At 57.6% G+C, this 25,294-nt stretch carries 19 protein-coding genes and 3 rRNA genes; 17 read left to right on the forward strand and 5 right to left on the reverse strand.

Annotation, left to right across the window (positions count from 1 at the left end; translation table 11 throughout):
* The first annotated feature begins 63 nt into the window (after positions 1–63).
* Positions 64–384, forward strand: coding sequence for an antitoxin (locus tag CKV89_RS03750; protein ID WP_034401344.1), 321 nt, complete (start codon positions 64–66; stop codon positions 382–384).
* A 49-nt stretch (positions 385–433) separates the two neighbouring features.
* On the opposite strand, the gene CKV89_RS03755 is transcribed toward CKV89_RS03750, so the two are convergent.
* Positions 434–2,224: an acetyl/propionyl/methylcrotonyl-CoA carboxylase subunit alpha gene (locus CKV89_RS03755; protein WP_034401345.1), complete on the reverse strand. Its 1,791-nt coding sequence runs from the start codon at positions 2,222–2,224 to the stop codon at positions 434–436.
* Positions 2,225–2,850: 626 nt separating this feature from the next.
* Here CKV89_RS03755 and CKV89_RS03760 point away from each other — a divergent pair.
* From CKV89_RS03760 to rrf, 3 genes are all read left to right on the forward strand, one after another.
* Positions 2,851–4,371: ribosomal RNA gene (locus tag CKV89_RS03760) — 16S ribosomal RNA — on the forward strand.
* Positions 4,372–4,705: 334 nt separating this feature from the next.
* Positions 4,706–7,776, forward strand: a 23S ribosomal RNA gene (locus tag CKV89_RS03765).
* Positions 7,777–7,873: 97 nt separating this feature from the next.
* Positions 7,874–7,990, forward strand: a 5S ribosomal RNA gene (gene rrf / locus CKV89_RS03770).
* The 16S, 23S and 5S rRNA genes sit together here, the layout of an rRNA operon.
* A 161-nt stretch (positions 7,991–8,151) precedes the next feature.
* Here the strand turns inward: rrf and CKV89_RS03775 are convergent.
* From CKV89_RS03775 to CKV89_RS03785, 3 genes are read right to left on the reverse strand one after another with little or no spacing between them, the layout of a single operon-like run.
* Positions 8,152–8,856, reverse strand: a complete 705-nt coding sequence (locus CKV89_RS03775; protein ID WP_084441371.1) for a Maf family protein — start codon at positions 8,854–8,856, stop codon at positions 8,152–8,154.
* A gap of 45 nt (positions 8,857–8,901) precedes the next feature.
* Complete coding sequence (locus tag CKV89_RS03780) at positions 8,902–9,132, reverse strand: acyl-CoA carboxylase epsilon subunit (protein WP_084441369.1); 231 nt, start codon at positions 9,130–9,132, stop codon at positions 8,902–8,904.
* 51 nt (positions 9,133–9,183) lie between these two features.
* On the reverse strand, positions 9,184–10,800 hold the full coding sequence (locus tag CKV89_RS03785; RefSeq protein ID WP_028327813.1) for an acyl-CoA carboxylase subunit beta: 1,617 nt from the start codon (positions 10,798–10,800) through the stop codon (positions 9,184–9,186).
* A 92-nt stretch (positions 10,801–10,892) separates the two neighbouring features.
* Here CKV89_RS03785 and CKV89_RS03790 point away from each other — a divergent pair, with 92 nt between their 5' ends.
* From CKV89_RS03790 to rbsD, 13 genes are all read left to right on the forward strand, one after another.
* On the forward strand, positions 10,893–11,801 hold the full coding sequence (locus CKV89_RS03790; RefSeq protein WP_028327812.1) for a biotin--[acetyl-CoA-carboxylase] ligase: 909 nt from the start codon (positions 10,893–10,895) through the stop codon (positions 11,799–11,801).
* Positions 11,802–11,804: 3 nt separating this feature from the next.
* Entirely contained in the window at positions 11,805–13,019 is a 1,215-nt protein-coding gene (locus CKV89_RS03795) for an adenylate/guanylate cyclase domain-containing protein (protein WP_051277724.1), read from the forward strand.
* 116 nt (positions 13,020–13,135) lie between these two features.
* Positions 13,136–13,819, forward strand: coding sequence for a response regulator transcription factor (locus tag CKV89_RS03800; RefSeq protein ID WP_028327811.1), 684 nt, complete (start codon positions 13,136–13,138; stop codon positions 13,817–13,819).
* Between the two features lie 5 nt (positions 13,820–13,824).
* Positions 13,825–14,889: a sensor histidine kinase gene (locus CKV89_RS03805; protein WP_051277723.1), complete on the forward strand. Its 1,065-nt coding sequence runs from the start codon at positions 13,825–13,827 to the stop codon at positions 14,887–14,889.
* A gap of 69 nt (positions 14,890–14,958) precedes the next feature.
* A complete protein-coding gene (locus CKV89_RS03810; protein WP_084441367.1) occupies positions 14,959–16,233 on the forward strand; it encodes a 5-(carboxyamino)imidazole ribonucleotide synthase in 1,275 nt (424 codons plus the stop codon).
* 29 nt (positions 16,234–16,262) lie between these two features.
* Complete coding sequence (gene purE / locus CKV89_RS03815) at positions 16,263–16,796, forward strand: 5-(carboxyamino)imidazole ribonucleotide mutase (protein ID WP_028327809.1); 534 nt, start codon at positions 16,263–16,265, stop codon at positions 16,794–16,796.
* Between the two features lie 389 nt (positions 16,797–17,185).
* Entirely contained in the window at positions 17,186–18,349 is a 1,164-nt protein-coding gene (locus tag CKV89_RS03825) for a glycerate kinase (protein WP_034401582.1), read from the forward strand.
* Between the two features lie 172 nt (positions 18,350–18,521).
* Positions 18,522–19,571 carry a LacI family DNA-binding transcriptional regulator gene (locus CKV89_RS03830; RefSeq protein ID WP_084441365.1) on the forward strand — a complete coding sequence of 350 codons (1,050 nt, stop codon included), beginning with the start codon at positions 18,522–18,524 and terminating at the stop codon, positions 19,569–19,571.
* Positions 19,564–21,066, forward strand: a complete 1,503-nt coding sequence (locus CKV89_RS03835) for a sugar ABC transporter ATP-binding protein (protein ID WP_028327807.1) — start codon at positions 19,564–19,566, stop codon at positions 21,064–21,066. The genes CKV89_RS03830 and CKV89_RS03835 overlap by 8 nt, the downstream gene beginning before the upstream one ends.
* A complete protein-coding gene (locus CKV89_RS03840; protein WP_028327806.1) occupies positions 21,056–22,027 on the forward strand; it encodes an ABC transporter permease in 972 nt (323 codons plus the stop codon). Before CKV89_RS03835 ends, CKV89_RS03840 begins: the two co-directional genes overlap by 11 nt.
* Positions 22,028–22,094: 67 nt before the next feature.
* A complete protein-coding gene (locus tag CKV89_RS03845; RefSeq protein ID WP_028327805.1) occupies positions 22,095–23,048 on the forward strand; it encodes a substrate-binding domain-containing protein in 954 nt (317 codons plus the stop codon).
* Entirely contained in the window at positions 23,045–23,986 is a 942-nt protein-coding gene (locus CKV89_RS03850; RefSeq protein WP_034401581.1) for a ribokinase, read from the forward strand. The genes CKV89_RS03845 and CKV89_RS03850 overlap by 4 nt, the downstream gene beginning before the upstream one ends.
* Positions 23,983–24,375, forward strand: coding sequence for a D-ribose pyranase (gene rbsD / locus CKV89_RS03855; protein WP_028327804.1), 393 nt, complete (start codon positions 23,983–23,985; stop codon positions 24,373–24,375). The genes CKV89_RS03850 and rbsD overlap by 4 nt, the downstream gene beginning before the upstream one ends.
* A gap of 132 nt (positions 24,376–24,507) precedes the next feature.
* On the opposite strand, the gene CKV89_RS11705 is transcribed toward rbsD, so the two are convergent.
* Positions 24,508–24,750 carry a hypothetical protein gene (locus CKV89_RS11705; protein ID WP_154657705.1) on the reverse strand — a complete coding sequence of 81 codons (243 nt, stop codon included), beginning with the start codon at positions 24,748–24,750 and terminating at the stop codon, positions 24,508–24,510.
* Positions 24,751–25,294 lie beyond the last annotated feature (544 nt).

The raw sequence follows: 25,294 nt of genomic DNA on the forward strand, positions 1-25,294 counted from the left end.
CGTGGTTTCCGTCAGATCGCGAGGTGGTGGTGCCGTGTGTTGGCGGTGTGAGAAGGAGTTCTGATGGATTTGGGAAGTTTTGTGAATAAGGCGAAGGACTTGGCTGAGCAGGGGTTGGGTAAGGCTCGTGAGGTTGCTGGTGAGAACTCGGAGAAGGTGACTTCTGGGTTGGAGAAGGCCGAGGAGTTTGTGAATGAGAAGACGGGGGGAAAGTATGCGGAGGTAGTGGCTAAGGGCAAGGATGGTTTGGAGTCGGCGTTGGGTGTTGCTGGTGATGCGAAGGAGGCGTTGAAGGAGGAGTTGCAGGGGGAGCACAAGCCTGAGGCTGTGTCGGTGGATCCGATTGCTGCGCCTGAGGGAGTTGAGCCGCCTAAGCCGGTGTGATTGTGGTTGGGGCCCGCCTCGTGGGAGGCGGGCCTTTTGTGTTGGTGGGTTAGGGGGTTTTGATTTCGGTGAGGACGGTGCCGCTGGTGACGGTGTCGCCGACGTTGATGCTTAGGCCTGTGATGGTTCCGGATTTGTGTGCGGTAAGGGGTTGTTCCATTTTCATTGCTTCGAGAACGAAGATGAGGTCGCCTTCGGCGACTGTGTCTCCGTTGGAGACTGCGACTTTGACGACGGTGCCTTGCATGGGGGCGGTGAGGGCGTCGCCGGAGGTGTTGGTGGTGTTGTTGCGGCTGTTGGTGCGGCGGTTAGATGTTTTCTTTTTTGGTGTGTTGGTGGTGTTGGTGGGGGTGAGGTTGTCAGGGAGGGTTACTTCGATGCGTTTTCCTTCGATTTCGACGACGATGCTGTGACGTTCTGGTGGTGGGGTGTCTCCGGGGGCGGTGGCTCCGGTGTAAGGGGGGATGGTGTTGTCGAATTCGGTTTCGATCCAGCGGGTGTGGATGGAGAAGGGGTGGTTGGGGTCTTCGGGGGCGTAGGCGGGGTGGTTGACGATGGCACGATGGAAGGTGAGTGCGGTGGCCATTCCGTCGATGGTGAATTCGGTCAGGGCACGTTGTGAGCGTTGGAGTGCTTCTTGTCGGGTGGCTCCGGTGACGATGAGTTTGGCGAGCATTGAGTCGAATTGTCCGCCGATGGTGTCGCCTTGTTCGACGCCTGTGTCGAGGCGGATTCCGGGGCCTGTGGGTGGGGTGAAGGTGGTGAGGGTTCCGGGTGCGGGGAGGAATCCGCGTCCGGGGTCTTCGCCGTTGATGCGGAATTCGATGCTGTGTCCGCGGGTGCGTGTGGCGATGTCTTCTTGGGTGTAGGTGAGTTTTTTGCCTTCGGCGATGCGGAACATTTCGCGTACGAGGTCGATGCCGGTGATTTCTTCGGTGACGGGGTGTTCGACTTGGAGTCGGGTGTTGACTTCGAGGAAGGAGATGGTTCCGTCTTGGCCGATGAGGTATTCGCATGTGCCTGCACCGATGTAGCCAGCTTCGTGGAGGATGGCTTTGCTGGCTCGGATGAGTTCTGTGTTTTGTTCGTCGGTGAGGAAGGGTGCTGGGGCTTCTTCGATGAGTTTTTGGTGGCGTCGTTGGAGTGAGCAGTCGCGGGTGGAGACGACAACGATGTTGCCGTGAGTGTCGGCGAGGCATTGGGTTTCGACGTGGCGAGGTTTGTCTAGGTATCGCTCGACGAAGCATTCACCGCGGCCGAAGGCTGCGGTGGCCTCGCGTACTGCTGATTCGAAGAGTTCTGGGATTTCGTCGATGTTGCGGGCGACTTTGAGTCCGCGGCCGCCGCCTCCGTATGCAGCTTTGATTGCGACGGGCAGGCCGTGTTGTTCGGCGAAGCTGATGATTTCGTTGGCGTCGGCGACGGGGTCTGTGGTGCCGGGGACGAGTGGGGCGTTAGCGCGTGTGGCGATGTGGCGGGCTTTGACTTTGTCGCCGAGTGAGTCGATTGCTGCGGGGGATGGTCCGATCCAAATGAGGCCTGCGTCGGTGACGGCTTGGGCGAATTCGGCGTTTTCGGAGAGGAAACCGTATCCAGGGTGGATGGCGTCTGCGTTGGTTTTCGCGGCGATGTCGAGCAGTTTTTTGTGGTTTAGGTAGCTGTCTGCGGCGGTGTTGCCACCGAGTGCGTGGGCTTCGTCGGCGATTTTGACGTGGAGGGCGTCGCGGTCTGTTTCTGCGTAGACGGCGATGGAGTGGATGCCTGTGTCTTTGCATGCTTGGGCGATTCGGACTGCGATTTCGCCTCGGTTTGCGATGAGAACTTTGGAGATGGGGGCCATGTCGGGACTCTACTGCCGTGTTTGGGGGTTGATTTGGATGTTCGCGTTGGGGGCAGGTGGAGGGGTGAACAAGAGATAGTGCGTGGCGCACTTTTTGGGAGAGAGGAGTAGATGTCGCGATGTGGGTGGCAGGTTGATTTGGTTTCTCATGCCGGCTCTGTCTAAGCTTGGCGAGCTGCTTCGGGGGCTAAAGATCCATTCGCTGGCTGTAAATGCTGGCGAAAAGATGATTTGACTCCTGAACGGCAGACCTAATAAGTTAGGTCGAGGTTCTCCGAAGCTTAAAACTTCGCGAGAGATTTAAATAGATATAAGACTAATTAATCAGAAACTATTTAAATCTTTCAAACTCGAAAGAGTGAAGTTGACAAAGCGAAAGAGAATAAACTAACTTAGAGGAGTTGCACAATCGAAGTTAAGGAAAAACTTCGATTGTGCGTCCGATGCTTGAGAACTCAACAGCGTGCCATGAATAATCGATGCCAATTGTTTGTTGGTTGAAGTCAATTCGGACAATAGTCGCTATAAATAATGTAGTGACATTAATTGTCAGTGTTGTTTCGGCCAGGATTTTCCCGCGTTCGTGGTGACTAGGTTTCTAGTTACGTGTACGTGGGTGTGATTTCTTTTTGGAGAGTTTGATCCTGGCTCAGGACGAACGCTGGCGGCGTGCTTAACACATGCAAGTCGAACGATGAAGCCCAGCTTGCTGGGTGGATTAGTGGCGAACGGGTGAGTAACACGTGAGTAATCTACCCCTCACTTTGGGATAAGCCCCGGAAACGGGGTCTAATACTGAATATGACCTTTCCTCGCATGAGGTTTGGTGGAAAGTTTTTTCGGTGGGGGATGTGCTCGCGGCCTATCAGCTTGTTGGTGAGGTAACGGCTCACCAAGGCGACGACGGGTAGCCGGCCTGAGAGGGTGAACGGCCACACTGGGACTGAGACACGGCCCAGACTCCTACGGGAGGCAGCAGTGGGGAATATTGCACAATGGGCGAAAGCCTGATGCAGCGACGCCGCGTGAGGGATGAAGGCCTTCGGGTTGTAAACCTCTTTCAGCAGGGGAGAAGCGAAAGTGACGGTACCTGCAGAAGAAGCACCGGCTAACTACGTGCCAGCAGCCGCGGTAATACGTAGGGTGCGAGCGTTGTCCGGAATTATTGGGCGTAAAGAGCTTGTAGGCGGTTTGTCGCGTCTGCTGTGAAAATCCAGGGCTTAACCCTGGACGTGCAGTGGGTACGGGCAGGCTAGAGTGTGGTAGGGGAGACTGGAATTCCTGGTGTAGCGGTGAAATGCGCAGATATCAGGAGGAACACCGATGGCGAAGGCAGGTCTCTGGGCCATTACTGACGCTGAGAAGCGAAAGCATGGGTAGCGAACAGGATTAGATACCCTGGTAGTCCATGCCGTAAACGTTGGGCGCTGGGTGTGGGGTCCATTCCACGGATTCTGCGCCGTAGCTAACGCATTAAGCGCCCCGCCTGGGGAGTACGGCCGCAAGGCTAAAACTCAAAGGAATTGACGGGGGCCCGCACAAGCGGCGGAGCATGCGGATTAATTCGATGCAACGCGAAGAACCTTACCAAGGCTTGACATACACCGGAAAAGTGCAGAGATGTACTCCCCTTTTTGGTCGGTGTACAGGTGGTGCATGGTTGTCGTCAGCTCGTGTCGTGAGATGTTGGGTTAAGTCCCGCAACGAGCGCAACCCTCGTCGCATGTTGCCAGCACGTAATGGTGGGGACTCATGTGAGACTGCCGGGGTCAACTCGGAGGAAGGTGGGGATGACGTCAAATCATCATGCCCCTTATGTCTTGGGCTTCACGCATGCTACAATGGCCGGTACAGAGTGCTGCGATACCGTGAGGTGGAGCGAATCACTTAAAGCCGGTCTCAGTTCGGATTGGGGTCTGCAACTCGACCCCATGAAGTCGGAGTCGCTAGTAATCGCAGATCAGCAACGCTGCGGTGAATACGTTCCCGGGCCTTGTACACACCGCCCGTCAAGTCACGAAAGTTGGTAACACCCGAAGCCGGTGGCCTAACCCTTGTGGGGGGAGCCGTCGAAGGTGGGACTGGCGATTGGGACTAAGTCGTAACAAGGTAGCCGTACCGGAAGGTGCGGCTGGATCACCTCCTTTCTAAGGAGCCCCTCTTAATAGAGGCACCCTTTATGTTCGTCGAGTGTGCGAACTGGGGTGTTGCTCATGGGTGGAACATCGATTATGTGGCTTATCTGGTTTCTGGTTTGGAGTACTGCTTCTGTCTCTTTATTGAGACGTATAAGCGTGGAAACAAAAACAGTTTTCGGTTAGGTCACGTTTGGCGCGTTGTTGGGTTTTGAGGTATCGGCCGTATGGCTGGTAACTCTACGAATGTGCCTCTCTCGAAAACGAGTAGGTTTCCTACTTGGATTCGGGTGTGGGCTGGTGTTTTGAGAACTGCACAGTGGACGCGAGCATCTGATTCTTTGTGTGTCAAGTTTTTAAGGGCGCACGGTGGATGCCTTGGTACCAGGAACCGATGAAGGACGTAGTAATCTGCGATAAGCCTCGGGTAGTCGATAAACAGGCTGTGATCCGAGGATTTCCGAATGGGGAAACCCGGCTGGAGTCATGTCCAGTCACCTACACCTGAACACATAGGGTGTGTGGAGGGAACGCGGGGAAGTGAAACATCTCAGTACCTGCAGGAAGAGAAAACAACAGTGATTCCGTGAGTAGTGGCGAGCGAAAGCGGATGAGGCTAAACCGATTGCATGTGATAGCTGTCAGGCGTTGTGTGATCGGGGTTGTGGGATCGTGCGTGCACCACTGACATGGTGCGGCGGAGTGATAAATACGTGTCATAGTCGAAACGTCTTGAATGGCGTGGCGTAGAGGGTGCGACCCCCGTAGACGAAATGGCGTGTACTCCGTGTGCGTTTCCCGAGTAGCACGGGGCCCGTGAAATCCTGTGTGAATCTGTCGGGACCACCCGATAAGCCTAAATATTACCTGGTGACCGATAGCGGACTAGTACCGTGAGGGAAAGGTGAAAAGTACCCCGGGAGGGGAGTGAAATAGTACCTGAAACCGTGTGCCTACAATCCGTTGGAGCCTCTTTGTGGGGTGACAGCGTGCCTTTTGAAGAATGAGCCTGCGAGTTAGTGCTTCGTGGCGAGGTTAACCCGTGTGGGGTAGCCGTAGCGAAAGCGAGTCTGAATAGGGCGTTTGAGTCGCGGGGTCTAGACCCGAAGCGGAGTGATCTACCCATGGCCAGGTTGAAGCGACGGTAAGACGTCGTGGAGGACCGAACCCACTTAGGTTGAAAACTGAGGGGATGAGCTGTGGGTAGGGGTGAAAGGCCAATCAAACTCCGTGATAGCTGGTTCTCCCCGAAATGCATTTAGGTGCAGCGTCACGTGTTTCTTGCCGGAGGTAGAGCTACTGGATAGCTAATGGGCCTTACCAGGTTACTGACGTTAGCCAAACTCCGAATGCCGGTAAGTGAAGCGTGGCAGTGAGACTGCGGGGGATAAGCTTCGTAGTCGAGAGGGAAACAGCCCAGATCATCAGCTAAGGTCCCTAAGCGTGTGCTAAGTGGAAAAGGATGTGGAGTTGCAGTGACAACCAGGAGGTTGGCTTAGAAGCAGCCATCCTTGAAAGAGTGCGTAATAGCTCACTGGTCAAGTGATTCCGCGCCGACAATGTAGCGGGGCTCAAGTACACCACCGAAGCTGTGGCAACGAAAGTTGGGTAGGGGAGCGTCGTGTAGCGTGTGAAGCTGCGGAGTGATCCAGTGGTGGATGCTACACGAGTGAGAATGCAGGCATGAGTAGCGAATGACGGGTGAGAAACCCGTCCGCCGAATAACCAAGGGTTCCAGGGTCAAGCTAATCTGCCCTGGGTAAGTCGGGGCCTAAGGCGAGGCCGACAGGCGTAGTCGATGGATAACGGGTTGATATTCCCGTACCGGCGAAACACCGCCAATACTGAGGCCTTTGATGCTAAGCGTGTGATGCTTGTTTATGGCCCTTCGGGGTTGTTTGCGGGTTGAGTGCGTGATCCGATTTGGTAGTAGGTAAGCGATGGAGTGACGCAGGAAGGTAGCCTCCGCGTGGCGATGGTTGTCCACGTTCAAGCATGTGAGGTGCCGGGTAGGTAAATCCGCCCGGTGTGTCCTGAGGTGTGATGATGACCCCTTTTGGGGGAAGTAGGGTGATCCTATGCTGCCTAGAAAAACTTCTAGCGAGGTGTGAGCCGCCCGTACCCTAAACCGACTCAGGTGGTTTGGTAGAGTATACCGAGGCGATCGAGTGAATCATGGTTAAGGAATTCGGCAAAATGCCCCCGTAACTTTGGGAGAAGGGGGGCCGGAGCCCTGAAGACTTTTCTGTCTAGGGGTGATGGCCGCAGAGACCAGGGAGAAGCGACTGTTTACTAAAAACACAGGTCCGTGCGAACATGTAAGTGGATGTATACGGACTGACGCCTGCCCGGTGCTGGAACGTTAAGGGGACCGGTTAGCCCTTCGGGGTGAAGCTGAGAACTTAAGCGCCAGTAAACGGCGGTGGTAACTATAACCATCCTAAGGTAGCGAAATTCCTTGTCGGGTAAGTTCCGACCTGCACGAATGGCGTAACGACTTCTCTACTGTCTCGACCATGAGCTCGGCGAAATTGCAATACGAGTAAAGATGCTCGTTTCGCGCAGAAGGACGGAAAGACCCCGGGACCTTTACTATAGCTTGGTATTGGTGTTCGGTGCGGCTTGTGTAGGATAGGTGGGAGACTGTGAAGCATGCACGCTAGTGTGTGTGGAGTCGTTGTTGAAATACCACTCTGGTCGTATTGGATGTCTAACTTCGAACCATGATCTGGTTCAGGGACAGTGCCTGGTGGGTAGTTTAACTGGGGCGGTTGCCTCCTAAAAGGTAACGGAGGCGCCCAAAGGTTCCCTCAGCCTGGTTGGTAATCAGGTGTTGAGTGTAAGTGCACAAGGGAGCTTGACTGTGAGACGGACGTGTCGAGCAGGGACGAAAGTCGGGACTAGTGATCCGGCCGTGGTTAGTGGATACGCGGTCGCTCAACGGATAAAAGGTACCCCGGGGATAACAGGCTGATCTTGCCCAAGAGTCCATATCGACGGCATGGTTTGGCACCTCGATGTCGGCTCGTCGCATCCTGGGGCTGGAGTTGGTCCCAAGGGTTGGGCTGTTCGCCCATTAAAGCGGTACGCGAGCTGGGTTTAGAACGTCGTGAGACAGTTCGGTCCCTATCCTCTGCGCGCGTGTGAGATTTGAGAAGGGCTGTCCCTAGTACGAGAGGACCGGGATGGACGAACCTCTGGTGTGTCAGTTGTCCTGCCAAGGGCATGGCTGATTGGCTACGTTCGGGAGCGATAACCGCTGAAAGCATCTAAGCGGGAAGCGTGCTTCAAGATGAGATCTCGATGCCTCCTTGCGAGGTGTGAGGCTCCCACTAGACGAGTGGGTTGATAGGCCAGGTGTGGAAGCGCAGTGATGTGTGGAGCTGACTGGTACTAATTGGCCGATGGCTTGATACACACTTTTAAGAGTTTTGTTCGCGTCGACTGTGCGGTTCTTGGGGCATCAGCCCTACAGGATCATGACAGATATGTTTCTGATTGGTTCTGTTGGTTTTTCGGTGGTTATAGCGTTGGGGAAACGCCCGGTTACATTCCGAACCCGGTAGCTAAGCCCTTCAGCGCCGATGGTACTGCACTGGGGACGGTGTGGGAGAGTAGGTCACCGCCGGAATATACGTGAAAGGAAAGGGCCTGGAACATTGTTCCAGGCCCTTTCCGCATACCCAAAAACACCAGCGCAAAGCTCTAAAATTAAATCGTGAACTTTTGAGGCGGAAACATAAATGTTTCCGCCTCAAAAGTTCACGATTTAAGCCTCAAGAAAGAACGATGCTACTTCGTGCGTAGAGACATCCATGGAACCTGGATTTCACCTAGCAAACTCCGCATCAAAGGCAAACTGATACCCACCACATTATGGAAGTCGCCCTCAATCGACTCTACATACGGGCCACCAATCCCATCGACAGTGAAAGCTCCTGCCACATGAAGTGGCTCACCCGTAGCCACGTAATCTTTAATTTCTTCCTCCGAAAGGGCAGCAAAAGAAACTGTCGTGCTTGCAGTAGCCCCTAACGTCGCCCCAGTGCCTCCCTCATCAACACCACGCACATCAATCAACCAGTGCCCCGTATGCAAAACTCCCGAACGTCCCCCCATGCGACGCCACCGCTCTATCGCATCAGAAGCATCAACAGGCTTTCCCAGCACCTGCCCCTCAAACTCCAAAACCGAATCACACCCCACCAAAAAACCCGCCTCAAACGCGTCGCACTCTACAGCAGAACCAGAAGAAATATCTTCCAAGAAACCCCCGTTCACCTGGGCATCCTCCACCACTCGGGCGACAGCCTCTGCCTTCGCCCGCGCTAAAACCAAAGCCACCTGATCAGGCTCCAGCTCTCCAAACCTTTCCCGCGCCTCAGCTAAAGCAACATCTTCATCAACACCAGAAACAATCACCAACGGATCAACACCACAACGACGCAACGTCGACAAACGAGCAGGAGAAGCAGAAGCCAAAACCAAACGATTCATGCCACCGATTCTGCTACGCCACCACTCCTACTGCAGACCACGCCTCTAGCTCGAAATACCACCCCAGCCAGAACGGCCAGCCCATCCCGACAACATCCGACGACGATTCGCCCACCCGCTACTGCGCTGCCCTAGCTCCTGCGCACTACTGCACTCATTCCTCGATAAAGCCAACACCACTACCAACAGTGCAGCCAGCTCCTCCTGCGAAGGATTACCCCGCACCACACGAAGCCACGGCTCTCCGGCATCACCACCACCGGCAGACATAGCCATCTCAAACCTCCTCTCGCCAAAACCGCTCACTAACAAGCGCACTCAGCCACATCACAACGGAATGTTGCCGTGCTTCTTCGCAGGTAACTTCTCATGCTTACTACGCAACGTGCGCAACGCACGAACAACCTGTACCCGAGTCTCCGAAGGACGAATCACCGCATCCACATACCCACGTTCCGCAGCAATATACGGATTCGCCAAAGTCTTCTCGTAATACTCAATAAACTTCGCACGCGCGGCATCCACATCCTCACCAGCATCCAAAGCAGCCTGCAACTGCTTCCGATAAAGAATGTTCACCGCGCCCTGCGCACCCATCACCGCAATCTGCGCAGTCGGCCACGCCAAATTAATATCCGCACCCAAATGCTTTGACCCCATCACATCGTAAGCGCCACCGTATGCCTTACGAGTAATAACAGTAACCAGCGGAACCGTCGCCTCCGCATACGCATAAATCAACTTCGCGCCACGCCGAATAATCCCATTCCACTCCTGGTCGGTGCCCGGCAAAAAGCCAGGGACATCCACCAGAGTTAACACCGGAATATGGAAAGAGTCACACGTCCGCACAAAACGCGCGGCCTTCTCTGAAGCATTAATATCCAATGTCCCAGCAAACTGCATTGGCTGATTCGCCACAATGCCGACACTGCGCCCCTCGACACGACCAAAACCAACCAAGATATTCGGCGCAAACAAAGCCTGCACCTCAATAAACTCACCATCATCAACAATCCCAGAAATCACCTCACGCATGTCATAAGGCATGTTCGGAGAATCCGGAATAATCGAATCCAAAAATGCGTCAGCCTCGGTGACCTCTGGTTCAGCCTCAAACCCATACACCGTAGGCTCTTCTAAATTATTTTGCGGCAAAAAACTCAACAACTCACGAACATACTCAATCGCATCATCTTCATCATGAGCCATATAGTGAGCCACCCCCGAGCGTGAATTCTGCGCAGCTGCGCCACCCAGCTCCTCCATCGCCACATCCTCGCCCGTCACCGTCTTAATGACATCCGGGCCAGTAATAAACATGTGGCTAGTTTTATCAACCATGACAATAAAATCAGTCAACGCCGGCGAATACACCGCGCCACCCGCACACGGACCCATCACCAAACTGATCTGCGGAATAACGCCACTGGCATGCACATTACGGCGGAAAATCTCCCCATACATCCCCAGCGCCGCCACGCCCTCCTGGATCCGAGCTCCACCCGAATCATTAATACCCACCACCGGGCAGCCAATCTTCATCGCTAAATCCATAACCTTGACGATTTTTTCCCCAAAAACCTCACCCAAAGAACCACCAAAAACAGTGAAATCCTGAGCAAAAACACACACCGGCCGATGATCAACCGTCCCATAGCCCGTCACCACCCCATCCCCATACGGACGGTTCTTTTCTTGACCAAAATCACGAGAACGATGACGCGCAAAACCATCTAGCTCAACAAAAGAGCCCTCATCCAACAACTGCTCAATACGCTCACGCGCAGTCTGCTTCCCCTTAGCATGCTGCTTCTCCACCGCACGCTCGGACCCTGCATGCACCGTCTCCACAACCCGACGCTCAAAATCAGCAAGCTTGCCCGCCGTCGTGCTCACATCAGACTGCTCACCCTGCGCATCATTCATGGCCGCATCGCTCATGCGACGCAGCCTAACCCCCTACCCACCAGTAAAAGATTCGCCAACACGACACTGCCCAACCCACCCCCAGCCACGACCCCTAACCTGACACCGTGAACACTGGCCACCACCCCCACCTCAACACGCAACACATCACCAACGGCACCCTCGCCCCCACAGGCCCCTGGAGCCGCGTCGACATCCACGAAACCACCGGATCAACCAACGACGACGCCTTCGCTGACCCCACCCCCTACCGGCTCATCATCGCCGCCCACCAAAACGCAGGCCGCGGCCGACGTTCACGAACCTGGATAACACCCCCAGGAACCAGCATCGCCATGAGCATGACACTGCCCCTACCCACCCCCACGTCAACCAGCCCAGCCCACCACGACCCCGGATGGCTCCCACTCCTCATCGGCCTAGCCACACACGACGCCCTCGCCGAACTCATCACCACACACACTCCCCACACCAACCCAAAACCACCTCACCCCACCATCCAAGCCAAGCTCAAATGGCCCAATGACATCCTCATCCGCACCGCTACCAACACTGAAAACAACGCCAAAGTCGGCGGAATCCTCTGCCAACTCGCCCCCAACACCAACACCGTCATCGCCGGAATCGGCATCAACGTCGCCGTACCCAAAAACCTCCTCCCCACACCCACCGACACCGCGCCACCCGCAACCTCTCTCCACCACGCCCTCACCACCATCGGCGGAACAACACCCACCCGAGAAGAAATCGCCATCAACATCGCCAACCACGTAGCCCACAGACATCACCAATGGATCACCAACCCCCACACCAACCCACTCCACAACGACTACACCGCAGCCTGCGCCACCATCAACACCCCCATCACCGCCCACTTACCCAACAACACCACCCTCACCGGAACAGCAACCGCCATCACCCCACACGGTGAACTCCTCATCGCCACACCCCACGGCCCCACAACCCTCCGAGCGGGTGACGTAGTTCACATTCGACCCACAAACCGTCAGAATTAACCCATGCAATACGGCGATCGGGAGGAAAAAAACATCCCCACCGACCCGAAAATACCCTCGGCCACCACCGAGGTCACACCTCCACGCCCATACGTCGTACTCCACGAAACCCTGCGACGCATCGAAGACCGCTACAACAAACCCACCCCACTACGCACCAGCGACGCAGCCACCCGCCGCGCCGATATCATCGGACAACTCCTGGGAACCGAATCCCCCCTACGCCGCCGCGAAGTAGCCCGAACCGCCCGCCTACCCTTCATCACAGCCCGCCGCGTCTGGCACGCACTCGGATTCCCCGAACTCGGCGCCCGCAGCATGCCCTTCACCCAAGCCGACCTCAACGCAATCCCCGACATCGCCGAACTGCGCCGCCTCACCGGCATGAACGACGACCTCGTACTGGACATCGCCCGAGCCATCGCACGCAGCACCGACCGCCTCGCCACCTGGCAAACCAGCCTCATGATGGAACTCGTCGCCTCCCGACGCCACCACGACGAACAATCACGCTGGACAGAACAACTCACACCCCAAGAACGCGAAACAGTTATCAATCGCATCCTCGAAGCCTCAAGCAGCATCGAACCAATCCTCATCTACGCCTGGCGACGCCACCTCGCCGCCGCCCTTGCCCAACTCGTCGACGACGACGAAGCCACCACCAAAGACGGACTACCCGCCAACGCCCGAACCATCGGCTTCGCCGACCTCGTCGGATTCACCTCCACCGTCGCAAACATGAACGAGCGCGAAATCTCGGCCCTCGTAGGAGAATTCGAAACACTCGCCTCCGACATCGTCACCATCCACGGCGGAAAAATCGTCAAAACCATCGGCGACGAAATCCTCTTCGCCTGCGACCGACCCGCCGCAGCCGGCGCCATCGGCCTCGACCTCATCGACGCACTCCACGACATGCCCGGCATGCCCCAACTCCGCGTCGGTATATCCACCGGCGCCGTCGTCTCCCAATTCGGCGACGTCTTCGGCACCACCGTCAACCGAGCCAGCCGCCTCACCGCCGCCGCCGAACCCGGAACCGTCGTTATCGACACCGCAACCCAAACCCGACTCACTACCGTCTCCGGATTCGAACTCATGCAGCTCGAACCCACCCCCCTGCGCGGACTCGGGCTCACCCAAATGTGGGCCCTACGTCGCAGCACCACCCCCAAACGACGCGGCCCCACAGACGCCCGCACCGTCACCGAATAACCACCCCACCCGCGACACGCGCAAACCCACCCATAGGACACCCCCTGAACAGCACAAACACGACCGTCTCAGTCGGATGATCCAGAAGAACCCAACAGCACGTCTAGCATGACCGCATGACCAGTGTTCTACTCGCTGAAGACGACTCGGCCATCAGCGAGCCCTTGGCGCGAGCCCTCCGCAGAGAAGGATACGAAGTCACCATCTGCGCCGACGGACAAGAAGCCTACGAAGAAGGCCGAACCGACCCAGACCTGGTAATCCTTGACATCGGCCTACCCAGCATGGACGGACTCGAAGTCTGCTGGCGCCTACGCGCCGAAGGACGCACCGCCCCCATCCTCATGCTCACCGCACGAGCAGAAGAAGTCGACGCAGTCGTCGGACTCGACGCCGGCGCAGACGACTACGTCACCAAACCCTTCCGCCTCGCCGAATTCCTCGCCCGCGCCGTCCTACGCCGAACCACCACCAAAACCACCACCACCGAAGGCGACGACGACGGCGTCAGCATCGACGCCCAAGCCCGACGCGCCTTCCTAGGCAACAAAGAACTCCAACTCACCGTCAAAGAATTCGACCTCCTACGCGTCCTCGTCCGCGAACAAGGCAAAGTCGTTTCCCGCGAACAACTCATGCGCGAAGTCTGGGACACCCAATGGTTCGGCTCCACCAAAACCCTCGACATGCACGTCTCCGTACTCCGCAAAAAACTCGGTGACGACGTCACCCGCCCCCGCTACATCACCACCGTCCGAGGAGTCGGGTTCCGCTTCGAACGACCCGCAAACGCCGCCTAACCCCCATGACACCCGGCCTCCTCCCGGACAACACCACCAAAACTCACCGATCCGTCTCCGTACGCGAATCCCTCCTACGCTCCACCAGCCTCGCAGTAGTGCTCTCACTACTCATCGTCACCGTCCCCGCAATCGCCTTCACCATCATCACCACCCAATTCCTCAACGACACCCCCGGATACCCCACCCCACACAACATCACCATCACCATCACCACCCTCGCACTCATCCTCATCGCCACCGCAGCTGCAGCCGTCTACGCCGTCGTCCGCTGGCAAGCAGGAAAAGTATCCGACCCCCTTGTCGAACTAGCCAACGACGCCAAACGCCTCGGCGAAGGCGACCCCCGCATTCACCAAACCGCCTCCGGCATCACCGAAATAGACCTCGTCACCAGCGAACTCGACCGATCCGCCCGACGCCTCATCACCTCACTCGCCGCCGAACGCGACTTCTCCGCCGACGCCTCCCACCAACTACGCACACCCCTGACCGCACTCCTCATGCGCCTCGAAGAAATCGCCGCCACCGACGACCTCGACGTCGCCCACGAAGAAGCAGACATCGCCATCCAACAAGTCGAAAGACTCACCGACACCGTCGAAGCACTCCTACGCAAAAACCGCCGCTCCGTCGAAACCCCACGCATGGTCCGCGTCGACCGCACCCTCGCCGAACTCCAACGCCTCTGGCAACCCAAATTCGAACGAGAAAGCCGCGCCATCCACGTCACCGGAATCCGCGGCGTCTCCGTATGGACAACCTCAGTCAACCTCACCCAAATCCTCGGCGTCATCATCGAAAACTCCCTCGCCCACGGATCAGGCACCACCGTCGTCGACGTCCGACTCTCTGGCCCCTCCGTCATCATCACCATCACCGACGAAGGCCCCGGCGTTGACCCCGACCTGGCCCCCTACGTCTTCGACAAAGAAGTCTCCACAAGCGGATCCGGACTCGGCCTATCCATAGCCCGATCCCTCGCCGAAGGATACGGCGGCAGACTCGAACTCCTTCGCACCAAACCCGCCACCTTCGCCCTCTTCCTCCAAGCAGTCGCCACCGACTAACCCACCACAACCCAAAGCACACACGCCCGCACCCCCACCCCACGCGCCACTACAACTAGGCTCAGCCTCGTGAACGAGCCAACAACCAGGGACCTCAAACCGAACCACGCCCCCGGAGGGTTCCCCATCGTCGGAATCATCGGCGGCGGACAACTTGCACGCATGTGCCAACCCCCGGCTATCAACCTCGGAATCACACTCAGCGACCTCGCCGAAAACACCAACAGCGCCGCCGCCCAAGTCATCCCCTCCGCACCCGTCGGATCCGCTGACGACCTCGACACAGTCCTAAAATTCGCACGCCACTGCGACGTCATCACCTTCGACCACGAACACATCCCCCCACACGTACTCCACGCCCTCGAAAACGAAAACATCCCCCTCCACCCCCGCCCCGCTGCCCTGCGCTACGCCCAAGACAAACTCGCCATGCGCGAACTCATGGCCAACCTCAACATCCCCTCCCCACAATGGGCCCAAGTCCGCACCCCCGACGAACTCGCCCACTTCGCCGACCGCGTCGGCTGGCCCATCATCCTCAAAACCCCCCGCGGCGGATACGACGGCAAAGGCGTGCTCCTCGTCAACGAAGGCGAACACACCACCGGCGAAGCAGCCACCTGGTTCAACGCCATTACCGGCACCACCCCCACCAACGACCCCACCAACGAACTCGCCCGCGCCACCACCTTCCCCGACGGCCTCCTCGCCGAACAAGCCATCACCTTCACCCGCGAACTAGCCATCATGGTCGCCCGCAGCCCCATGGGCCAAGCCTCAACCTGGCAAGTAGTCGAAACCGTCCAAACCGACGGCATCTGCACCGAAGTCATCGCCCCCGCACCCGACCTACCCCCCGCCGCAGCCACTCACATCACCGCCGCAGCCCTACGCATCGCCGAAGCCATCGACCTCACCGGAGTCATGGCCGTAGAACTCTTCGAAACCACCGACGAAGACGGAAACCCCCAATTCCTCGTCAACGAACTAGCCCTACGGCCCCACAACTCCGGCCACTGGACCATCGACGGCTCCACCACCAGTCAATTCGAACAACACCTCCGCGCCATCCTCGACCTCCCCCTAGGCGACACCAGCCCACGCAACACCTGGACCGTCATGGGCAACGTTCTGGGCGGACAAATCCCCGAATTCGAAAACCTCTACTCCACCTACAAACACCTCATGGCCCACGACCCAGCCCTCAAAATCCACCTCTACAACAAAGCAGTAAAACCCGGCCGAAAAATTGGCCACGTCAACGTTTGCGGTGACAACCTCCTCGAACTGCGCGAACGCGCCAACCACGCCACCGGATACCTCCGCGGCACCATCCGCCAGTAACGCCCCCCAACCCACCCAGGAGCAACACAATGAACGACACCACCCTCAACGAAACCACCCCCCTCGTCGGCCTCGTCATGGGCAGCGACAGCGACTGGCCCACCATGGAAGCCGCAGCCCACGCCCTCGAAGAATTCGGCATCCCCTACGAAGCCGACGTCGTCTCCGCCCACCGCATGCCCACCGAAATGATCGAATACGGCCGCAGCGCCGCCGGCCGCGGCCTACGCGTCATCATCGCTGGCGCTGGCGGCGCCGCCCACCTACCCGGCATGCTCGCCGCCGTCACAGAACTACCCGTCATCGGCGTACCAGTACCCCTCAAACACCTCGACGGCATGGACTCCCTCCTATCCATCGTCCAAATGCCCGCAGGCGTACCCGTAGCCACCGTCTCCATCGGCGGCGCACGAAACGCCGGACTCCTAGCCACCCGCATCATCAGCACCGCCGACACAGAACACGGCGCCCACCTACGCGAAAAAATGCGCACCTTCCAAAGCGAACTACGCGACCACGCCCACGCAAAAGGAGAAACCCTCCGCAACCGACTCACCCACTAAAAACACGTAAAACGCCCGGCCGGAGGAACAGTCGAACCACGCACGCCCTGATGAGCGGCACCCCGCTCCGCACGTGATCGACTGCCCATCCGACCGGGCGTCACCGTTCTCCAAACACAAAACTCACAGAGAACGAACACATTCAGGGCTCGAACCAAGAGCCCCGACAACCTCAATAATGCTGTCTTCCCACCCCATAAAAACGCACTCAAACCGCGTCTTAGCCCAATCGTTATCCAGCCGAATCCACCACGCGACCAACAAGACCCAGTAGAGTCTCCACGCGCCACCGGCAGCGAACACCAGGGCAAATAAAAACCACACAAAAAGAAAAACCACACCCAAAAAGTGGCCCCAAAACAGCACCTCACCAACGGCAAGATAAACACATGCGTATCATCTGCGCCCCCGACTCATTCAAAGAATCCATCACCGCCACAAACGCAGCCCAAGCGCTACGCCGCGGAATACTCTCCGCCGAACCCTCCATCGAAGTGACATGCCTGCCCATAGCCGACGGCGGCGAAGGCACCATGCACACACTCGTAAACGCCCTCGACGGAGACACCCGCTCCACAACCTGCACCGACGCCCTCGGACGCCCCATCAACGCTACCTTCGGCCTCATACACACCGAATCAACAACCACCGCCGTCATAGAAATGGCAGCCGCCGCAGGCATAGAACACATCTCCCCACACGAACGCAACATCTGCGCAGCAACCACATACGGCGTAGGACAACTCATTACCGCAGCACTCGACGCCGGTGCTCACGCGCTTCTGATAGGCATCGGCGGCAGCGCAACCAATGACGCAGGCACAGGAATGATGAGCGCCCTCGGAGCACGATTCCTCGACGCCGAAGGCAACCAGCTACCCCCGGGCGGATCAGCCCTGCGCAACTGCGCACACATCGACATCACACAACTCGACAGGAGACTCGCGAAAACAAAAATCATGGTCGCCTGCGATGTGAACAACCCCCTCCTTGGCAAACACGGAGCAAGCGCCGTATTCGGCCCCCAAAAAGGCGCAACCCCAGAGGACATCATCGAACTAGAACACGCACTGACCCGCTGGGCAGACATCGTCGAAACCACGCTCAATAAGCCGATACGCAACACCCCAGGAGCAGGAGCCGCAGGCGGAGTCGGCGCAGCCTTCCTTGCATTCACCTCCGCCGAACTACGCCCCGGCGCCCAACTAGTGATGGACGCCATCAACATCGACCAACACCTACACAACGCCGACTACGTATTCACGGGAGAAGGGTCCGTAGACACACAATCCATGGCCGGCAAAGCACCCATGCAAGTAGCCCACCGAGCAGCCCAAGCAGGAGTGCCCACAGTAGTTTTCGCAGGACGAATAGAAGAAAAAATAGCCAGAACCCCACCCGCAGGAGTGATCGCCACAGTGCCAATCGTGCGGGAAGCAACAGACCTACCCACTGCCTTAGCAGCCGGAGAACAAAATTTAGAGGCAGCCGCAGCCATGGTCACGCGCCTACTACACGCCGACCTAGCGCGAAAAGCGCTACGCCGCAACTAATCTGCCGAAAAATCGGCTTGCCGCTGCCGCCAAACACCACAAAAACACCAACAAAAAGAAACACCCAGGTGCCTCACATCACCTTGACGTGAACCGCGAACGTACCCCATGCTCATGAAATCGATTCAAACTGGAATCGATTCCACACACGAGTGCACAAGGTGGTGCAGCGGTGACAGTGACGCTCCGCGACGTCGCACAACGAGCAGGCGTAGCCCCATCAACCGCATCACGCGCACTCGACCCACAACGCCCAGCCTCCACCGAAGTACGTAAACGCGTACACGCCGCAGCAAAAGAACTCGGTTACCGAGGCAACGGATTCGCCCGAAGCCTACGCACCAACAAATCCGGAATCATCGGACTGCTCATCCCCGACGTCCGCAACCCCTTCTTCACTGCCCTCGCCTACGAAGCCGAACAAGCCGCCGCAGCAGCAGGCCTAGCCGTCATGATCGGCAACGCCGACGAAGACACCACAGCCCAAGAGCGCTACCTCACCGCACTCGACCGCGCACACGTCGACGGACTCCTACTCGTCCCCCAAGGACAAGCAACCCCAGCACTACACGAAGCCGTAACACTCCGCCCCACAGTCTGCCTCGACCGCGACGCCCAACTCGACGCACCCCTGATCACCTCCGACTCCACCGGCGGAATGGCAAACCTCATCGACCACATCGTCAGCCTCGGACACCAACACATCGCCATCATCTCCGGCCCACTACAAACATCCACCGGCATCGAACGCCTCACCGCAGCCAAAAACCGCCTCAACCACCACGGCCTGACAATCCACAACAAAGACATCATCGAAGGCAACTTCCAATTCGCCAGCGGCGTCCACGCAGCCGAACAACTCCTCACCCGACCCAACCGCCCCGACGTCATCATCGCAGCAGACGTACTCATGGCAACAGGACTCATCACCGTCACAAACCGCCACGGACTACGCGCAGGAACCGACATCGGTATCGCAGCATTCGACGACGACCCCTGGTTCGAACTACTCGAAGTACCCATCACAGCCATCGCCCAAGACATCCCCACACTCGCCCAAAAAGCCGTCACCACACTCATCAACGCCATGAACAACCAACACACCACAACCACCCCCATCCCCACCCGCCTGGTCAAACGCTCCTCCCTCGGAGAGAGCCCCCCAACAACCAGCCACCTCCTCAAACGAGGAGAACAACCCCAGGAGAACCACCATGGATGACGTCATCCTCCGACTGAAGGGCGTCTCCAAGTCCTTCGGCGGCATCTCCGCAGTCAACGACGTAACACTGGACATACACCGCAGCGAAGTACACGTACTCCTCGGCGAAAACGGCGCCGGCAAATCAACACTGATCAAAATGATTGCCGGAGTCCACCAACCCGACAAAGGCAGCATCGAAGTCAACGGCAAAACCGTACGCATCACCAACACCAACGACGCCGAAGCCCTCGGAATCGCCACCATCCACCAAGAACTCAACCTCGTCCCCAACCTCAGCGTCGCCGAAAACATCACACTCGGACGCACCCCCTCCCGCTTCGGGCTCGTCAACCGCAAACAGATGCGCCACTACGCACGCAAAGCCATAGAACGCATCGGCCTAGACATCGACGTAGACCGCCCCGTATGCACCCTCGGCGTCGCCCGTCAACAAATGGTCGAAATCGCCAAAGCACTCGCTATCGACGCACGCATCCTCATCCTCGACGAACCAACCGCGGCCCTCACCCGCGCAGAAACAGACACACTCTTCACCGTCATGCGCGAACTACGCGAACAAGGCGTAGCCATGGTGTTCATCAGCCACCACCTCGACGAAATCACCGAAATCGGAGACCGCATCACAGTGCTACGCGACGGAACAGCCGTCGAAACAGTCGCCTCCACAGCAGAAGAACCAGAACTCATCCGACTCATGGTCGGCCGCGACATCGAAGACCTCTACCCCCGCAGACCCAGCCAACCAGGAAAAACACTCCTCGAAGTCAACGAAATCACCCGAGAGGGCGCATTCGAAGACATCTCCATCACACTGCGCGCAGGCGAAGTAGTCGGCCTCGCTGGCCTCATGGGCGCCGGACGCACCGAAGTGCTCCGCGCCATCGCAGGCGCCGACACATACCACCACGGAAACATCAATGTCGCCGGAAAACCCCTACGCAAACACGACGTCGCCGCCGCAGTCACAGCCAAAATCGGGCTCGTCCCCGAAGACCGCAAACATGAAGGACTCGTTCTCAACGCCCCCGTCAGCGAAAACCTCGGCTACGCCACCCTCGAAACCACCAGCAAAGCCGGACTCGCCGACATAACCGGACAACGCAAACGCGGCCAAGACGTCGCAAAAAAACTCCGCATCCGCATGGCAAATATCGACCAACCCGTCCGCGGACTCTCCGGAGGCAACCAACAAAAAGTCGTATTCGGCCGCTGGTTCATGGCCGAATCAACCGTGCTCCTCCTCGACGAACCCACCCGCGGCGTCGACGTCGGAGCAAAAGTCGAAATCTACGAACTCATCAACACCATCACCCAGGCAGGTGGAGCAGTCCTCCTCGCCTCCAGCGACCTCCCCGAGGTCATCAGTATGAGCGACCGTGTCCTCGTCATGGCACACGGACGCATAGTCGGAGAACTTCCCGCCGCGGAAGCTACCCAAGATGCGGTCATGCACTTGGCCGTAAAGGAGGTCCAGTCGTCCCGTGTCCGCTGAAACCGCAACACCAACCCTGGCACCAAGCCGCGGAAAAACACTCAGCACCTGGCTATCCAACAACGGCGCCATCGTCGGACTCGCGTTGGTATGCCTCATCATGTTCATCGCCACCCCCGCATTCCTAACCATCCCCAACCTGCTCAACGTCGGCGTACAAGCCGCAGTCACAGCCGTCATCGCATTCGGGATGACTTACGTCATCGTCACCGCCGGAATCGACCTATCCGTCGGATCAATCGCCGCGCTATCAGCCATCGGCGCAGGCTGGATGGTCACCACCGGCGCAATGCCCGGCCCCCTAGCGCTCATCCTCGCCCCACTCATGGGACTCATCGCAGGCAGCGTCACCGGAACCGCAGTCGCCTACGGCAAACTCCCCGCCTTCATTGCCACCCTGGCCATGCTGTCCATAGCCCGAGGACTCGCCCTGGTGATCTCCGAAGGCCGTCCCATCCTCATGCCCGAAGCCGTCAACTGGCTCGGAAGCAACCTCGGCCCCATCCCCGTTCCCATTCTCGTACTACTCCTAGCCTGGGCAGCAACGGCATTCATCCTTAACCGCACCGTCTTCGGACGATCCCTCTACGCAATCGGCGGCAACGAAGAAGCCGCACGCCTAACCGGACTACCCGTCAAACGAACCCTCGCATCGGTCTACGCACTCTCTGGCCTGTACTCCGGCATCGCCGGACTCCTCCTTGCCGGACGACTAGCCTCCGCACAACCCCAAGCCGCCACCGGATACGAACTCGACGCCATCGCCGCAGTCGTCATCGGCGGAGCAAGCCTCACCGGCGGATCAGGAAAAGCCACCGGAACCCTCATCGGAGCACTAGTCCTAGCCGTCATCCGCAACGGGCTCAACCTCCTATCCGTCACCGCATTCTGGCAACAGGTCGTCATCGGCCTGGTCATCGCGGCAGCCGTCGGTATCGACGTACTCCGCAACCGCAAATAACACCCTAAAAACAGGCATGCCCGGCCTGCCCCTCTCGGGCTCAACGAAGAGTTCACCAGGAGAAACCATGTCACGCAGCATCTTCCGAACCATCATCGCCGCCAGTGCTATCGGCGTCCTCGCCCTGGGGACCAGCGCCTGCAACCGCGCACCAGCAGGAAATAGCTCAGCAGCTGGCACAGGAAAAACAATCACCCTGGCCGTATCTACCCTTAACAACCCATTCTTCGTAGACCTACGCGACGGAGCTCAAAAAGCCGCCGAAGCCGCAGGAGCCACACTCAACGTAGTCGACGCACAAAACGACCCCGCAGCCCAAGCCAACCAAATCGCTGACGCAGTCACACGCCAGTCCTCAGCCATCATCATCAACCCCGTCGACTCTGATGCCGCTGGCGCAGCTGTAAAACCTGCCATCAACGCAAAAATCCCTGTCGTTGCCGTAGACCGCGCAGTCAACGGCGCAGATATCGCCACTCTCGTCAGCAGCGACAACATCACCGGCGGAAAAGACGCCGCAACTGCACTAGCTAAAGCAATGGAAGAAAAAGGAAAACTCATCCACCTCCAAGGAGTGCCCGGCACATCAGCCAGCCGAGACCGAGGGCAAGGGTTTACCGAAGGAATTAAAGCTGCCTCCGGCATCAGCATCGCCGCTGCCCAACCCGCCAACTTCGACCGTACCCAAGGACTCAACGTCGCCACCAACCTGCTTCAAGCACACGACGACACCAACGGCATCTTCGCCGAAAACGACGAAATGGCCCTCGGCGCAATCCAAGCACTCGGAGCCAAAGCAGGAAAAGACGTTCACGTATTCGGATTCGACGGAACCGCAGACGCCCTCAAAGCAGTCAAAGAAGGCAAAATGGCCGGAACCGTGGCTCAACAGCCCGCAGAACTGGGCAAAGTAGCTGTTGAAAACGCACTCAAAGTTATCGGCGGACAAAAAGTAGAGAAAAACATTCCCGTCCCGGTCAAGATCGTGACCAAAGACAACGTCAGCGAGTTCCTCAAATGACCAATAACCACGAGAACACATCACACTCACGAGTAGTCGTATTCGGATCCCTCAACGCTGATCTCTACGCCCGAGTGGAACGCCACCCTATGCCCGGCGAAACAGTTCTAGGCACCGGTGGCTTCAGTCGCCCCGGAGGAAAAGGCGCCAACCAAGCCGTCGCAGCCGCGCTTGCGGGTGCTTCGGTCACGATGGTGGGAGCTGTCGGCGAGGATGCCAATGCTGAGGTAGCGCTGTCCCTTTTGAATAAAGCTGGAGTGGACTGCACCGGCGTACAAGTATCCCCAGGGCCGACTGGCACTGCCATCATTGCCGTTTCGGGTCAAGGTGAGAACCTCATCATTGTTATCCCAGGAGCTAACGGGAAAGTTACTCCTGATGATGTACCTGCTATTCGGGATACTGACGTTCTCGTACTCCAAGGTGAGATTCCCGTGGAGTCGATCGATGCAGCAGCTGCTGCCGCTGTGGCTGCTGGGGCCCGTCCGGTGATTAACCTTGCCCCTATTGTCGATGTGGCTTCGGCGACCCTTCTGGCTGCGAACCCACTCGTGGTCAATGAACACGAAGCACTCGCTGCAGCAGACATCGTGGACCCACAACGTGCGGGGGGCGTGCTTGCTGAAGACGTGTACGAGATGGCTGAAAATGTGGCAGATCGGCTACTGCAGGCAGGCGTTGAATCAGTGGTGATTACTCTCGGCGGGCAAGGTGCTCTCGTTGCCTCCGCTGAGGGGAAAGAACATGTACCAGGCAAGACGGTCGAGGTGGTTGATACTACGGGGGCAGGTGACTGTTTCGTCGGTTTTGTTGCTGCGGGTTTGGCTACTGGAATGTCGTTGGTTGAAGCAGCTACCGCCGCGAACTCTGCGGCAGCTCGTGCCGTCGGAGCCGAGGGAACACAACACTCCTACCCAGGGTGGGAGGAGCTTGCGTGAAAAAGTCAGGGATTTTGCATGCTGAGTTGTCACGACAGATAGCTCTTTTAGGGCACACGGACCTGATTGCAGTCGCAGATAGTGGTTTGCCATTGCCGCGGTCGATTCCGGTGATCGACCTAGCTATGGCGCCTGGGATGGTCCCGTTTACAGCGGCCCTTGATGCGTTGTTGAGTGAGCTTGTAGTGCAACGTCACACGGTGGCGCATGAGGCTTTTGATGAAGTGGCAGGGCAATGGATTTCCCAGCGTGCAGGACAGCTCGGTGAGCAAGTAACGGTCCTGCATGAGGAACTAAAAGCGATGCTTCCTCGGGTGGCGTTTGCGGTACGAACTGGTGAACAAAGCCCGTACGCCAATGTCATCTTGGAGTGCGGGGTGCCGTTCTGACACGTGCGATCAGTGTGAAAGTGGCGGGCATTGGGTTTCCGGTGTCCGCCACATACATGTTGTGCAGTAAGAGCGACTGGACCTGCATGTATGGTTGAAAGAAAACTTCCGACTGGTCCAGTTTTTATTTATTTACTGGGTAGCAGTTGGGGTGGGTGACGCAGGTACGGCTGATGTTGTTTCTTTTTCTGATTTTGCTGCCGCTGTTTTTGTGTCTTTGGGGCTCCTGGCGCCGACAATAAAACTAATGAAACACATTGCAAGAATTGGTGAAATTGAAACTAGGTTAGTTCCGATTGCAATATGCGCGACTGCGACAATAATCCCTGCAACAAGGGAGGCGTAACCGAGTTTGCGGCGAGTAATGTTCTTCATCGGTTTCCTTTAATGATTGAGTTAGTCGAAGCAGTTCGCAGCTGCACCAACTGCCCCTGCGGAGATACCACCGATAAGAGCCCCTGATACCGTCCCCAAGCCAGGTACCGCAGAGCCGAGGGTGGCTGCAGCAACAGCGCCACCGAAAGCCGACGTTGAAGTTCCGACACTGCACTTAAGCCACATTGGTCGTTCCAACTCTTCTTCATCGTGGCTTTGAGTGTCATTTTTTGGGGGAGTGGGTACCGGTGAGGCGGTGGCGGAGGTGCTCGGTGTTCCAGTGGAAGTGGGGCGAGGAGAGCCTGTCGTGCTTTGGGTGGGGCTAGGGCTTTGCCTGTCTGTTCTTCCAGAGTTGCCAGGGTCTTTGTCTCTTTTAGAAGGCGTATCCGGTGACGTGGTTTGTTTATCAACATTGATAGTTGTTGATGTGACGGTGGAAGGTTTATCTGGAATTCTTTCGTAGCCGTAAGTGGTTTGGCAGGCAAGCCCAGTGAAAGTGATGCTTGCAACAGCGGTAATCGCTAGGGCTCGCACGAGGGGACTC

The sequence above is a fragment of the Dermatophilus congolensis genome, from assembly GCF_900187045.1.
Classification (GTDB): domain Bacteria; phylum Actinomycetota; class Actinomycetes; order Actinomycetales; family Dermatophilaceae; genus Dermatophilus; species Dermatophilus congolensis.

What these genes read in the sequence shown, in the direction of transcription:
- CKV89_RS03775 (WP_084441371.1), bottom strand. Translation starts at nt 8,856, where the DNA reads ATGAATCGTTTGGTTTTGGCTTCTGCTTCTCCTGCTCGTTTGTCGACG.
- CKV89_RS03750 (WP_034401344.1), top strand. Translation starts at nt 64, where the DNA reads ATGGATTTGGGAAGTTTTGTGAATAAGGCGAAGGACTTGGCTGAGCAG.
- CKV89_RS03785 (WP_028327813.1), bottom strand. Translation starts at nt 10,800, where the DNA reads ATGAGCGATGCGGCCATGAATGATGCGCAGGGTGAGCAGTCTGATGTG.
- CKV89_RS03825 (WP_034401582.1), top strand. Translation starts at nt 17,186, where the DNA reads ATGCGTATCATCTGCGCCCCCGACTCATTCAAAGAATCCATCACCGCC.
- CKV89_RS11705 (WP_154657705.1), bottom strand. Translation starts at nt 24,750, where the DNA reads ATGAAGAACATTACTCGCCGCAAACTCGGTTACGCCTCCCTTGTTGCA.
- purE (WP_028327809.1), top strand. Translation starts at nt 16,263, where the DNA reads ATGAACGACACCACCCTCAACGAAACCACCCCCCTCGTCGGCCTCGTC.
- CKV89_RS03845 (WP_028327805.1), top strand. Translation starts at nt 22,095, where the DNA reads ATGTCACGCAGCATCTTCCGAACCATCATCGCCGCCAGTGCTATCGGC.
- CKV89_RS03755 (WP_034401345.1), bottom strand. Translation starts at nt 2,224, where the DNA reads ATGGCCCCCATCTCCAAAGTTCTCATCGCAAACCGAGGCGAAATCGCA.
- CKV89_RS03795 (WP_051277724.1), top strand. Translation starts at nt 11,805, where the DNA reads ATGCAATACGGCGATCGGGAGGAAAAAAACATCCCCACCGACCCGAAA.
- CKV89_RS03800 (WP_028327811.1), top strand. Translation starts at nt 13,136, where the DNA reads ATGACCAGTGTTCTACTCGCTGAAGACGACTCGGCCATCAGCGAGCCC.
- CKV89_RS03780 (WP_084441369.1), bottom strand. Translation starts at nt 9,132, where the DNA reads ATGGCTATGTCTGCCGGTGGTGGTGATGCCGGAGAGCCGTGGCTTCGT.
- CKV89_RS03835 (WP_028327807.1), top strand. Translation starts at nt 19,564, where the DNA reads ATGGATGACGTCATCCTCCGACTGAAGGGCGTCTCCAAGTCCTTCGGC.
- CKV89_RS03850 (WP_034401581.1), top strand. Translation starts at nt 23,045, where the DNA reads ATGACCAATAACCACGAGAACACATCACACTCACGAGTAGTCGTATTC.
- CKV89_RS03805 (WP_051277723.1), top strand. Translation starts at nt 13,825, where the DNA reads ATGACACCCGGCCTCCTCCCGGACAACACCACCAAAACTCACCGATCC.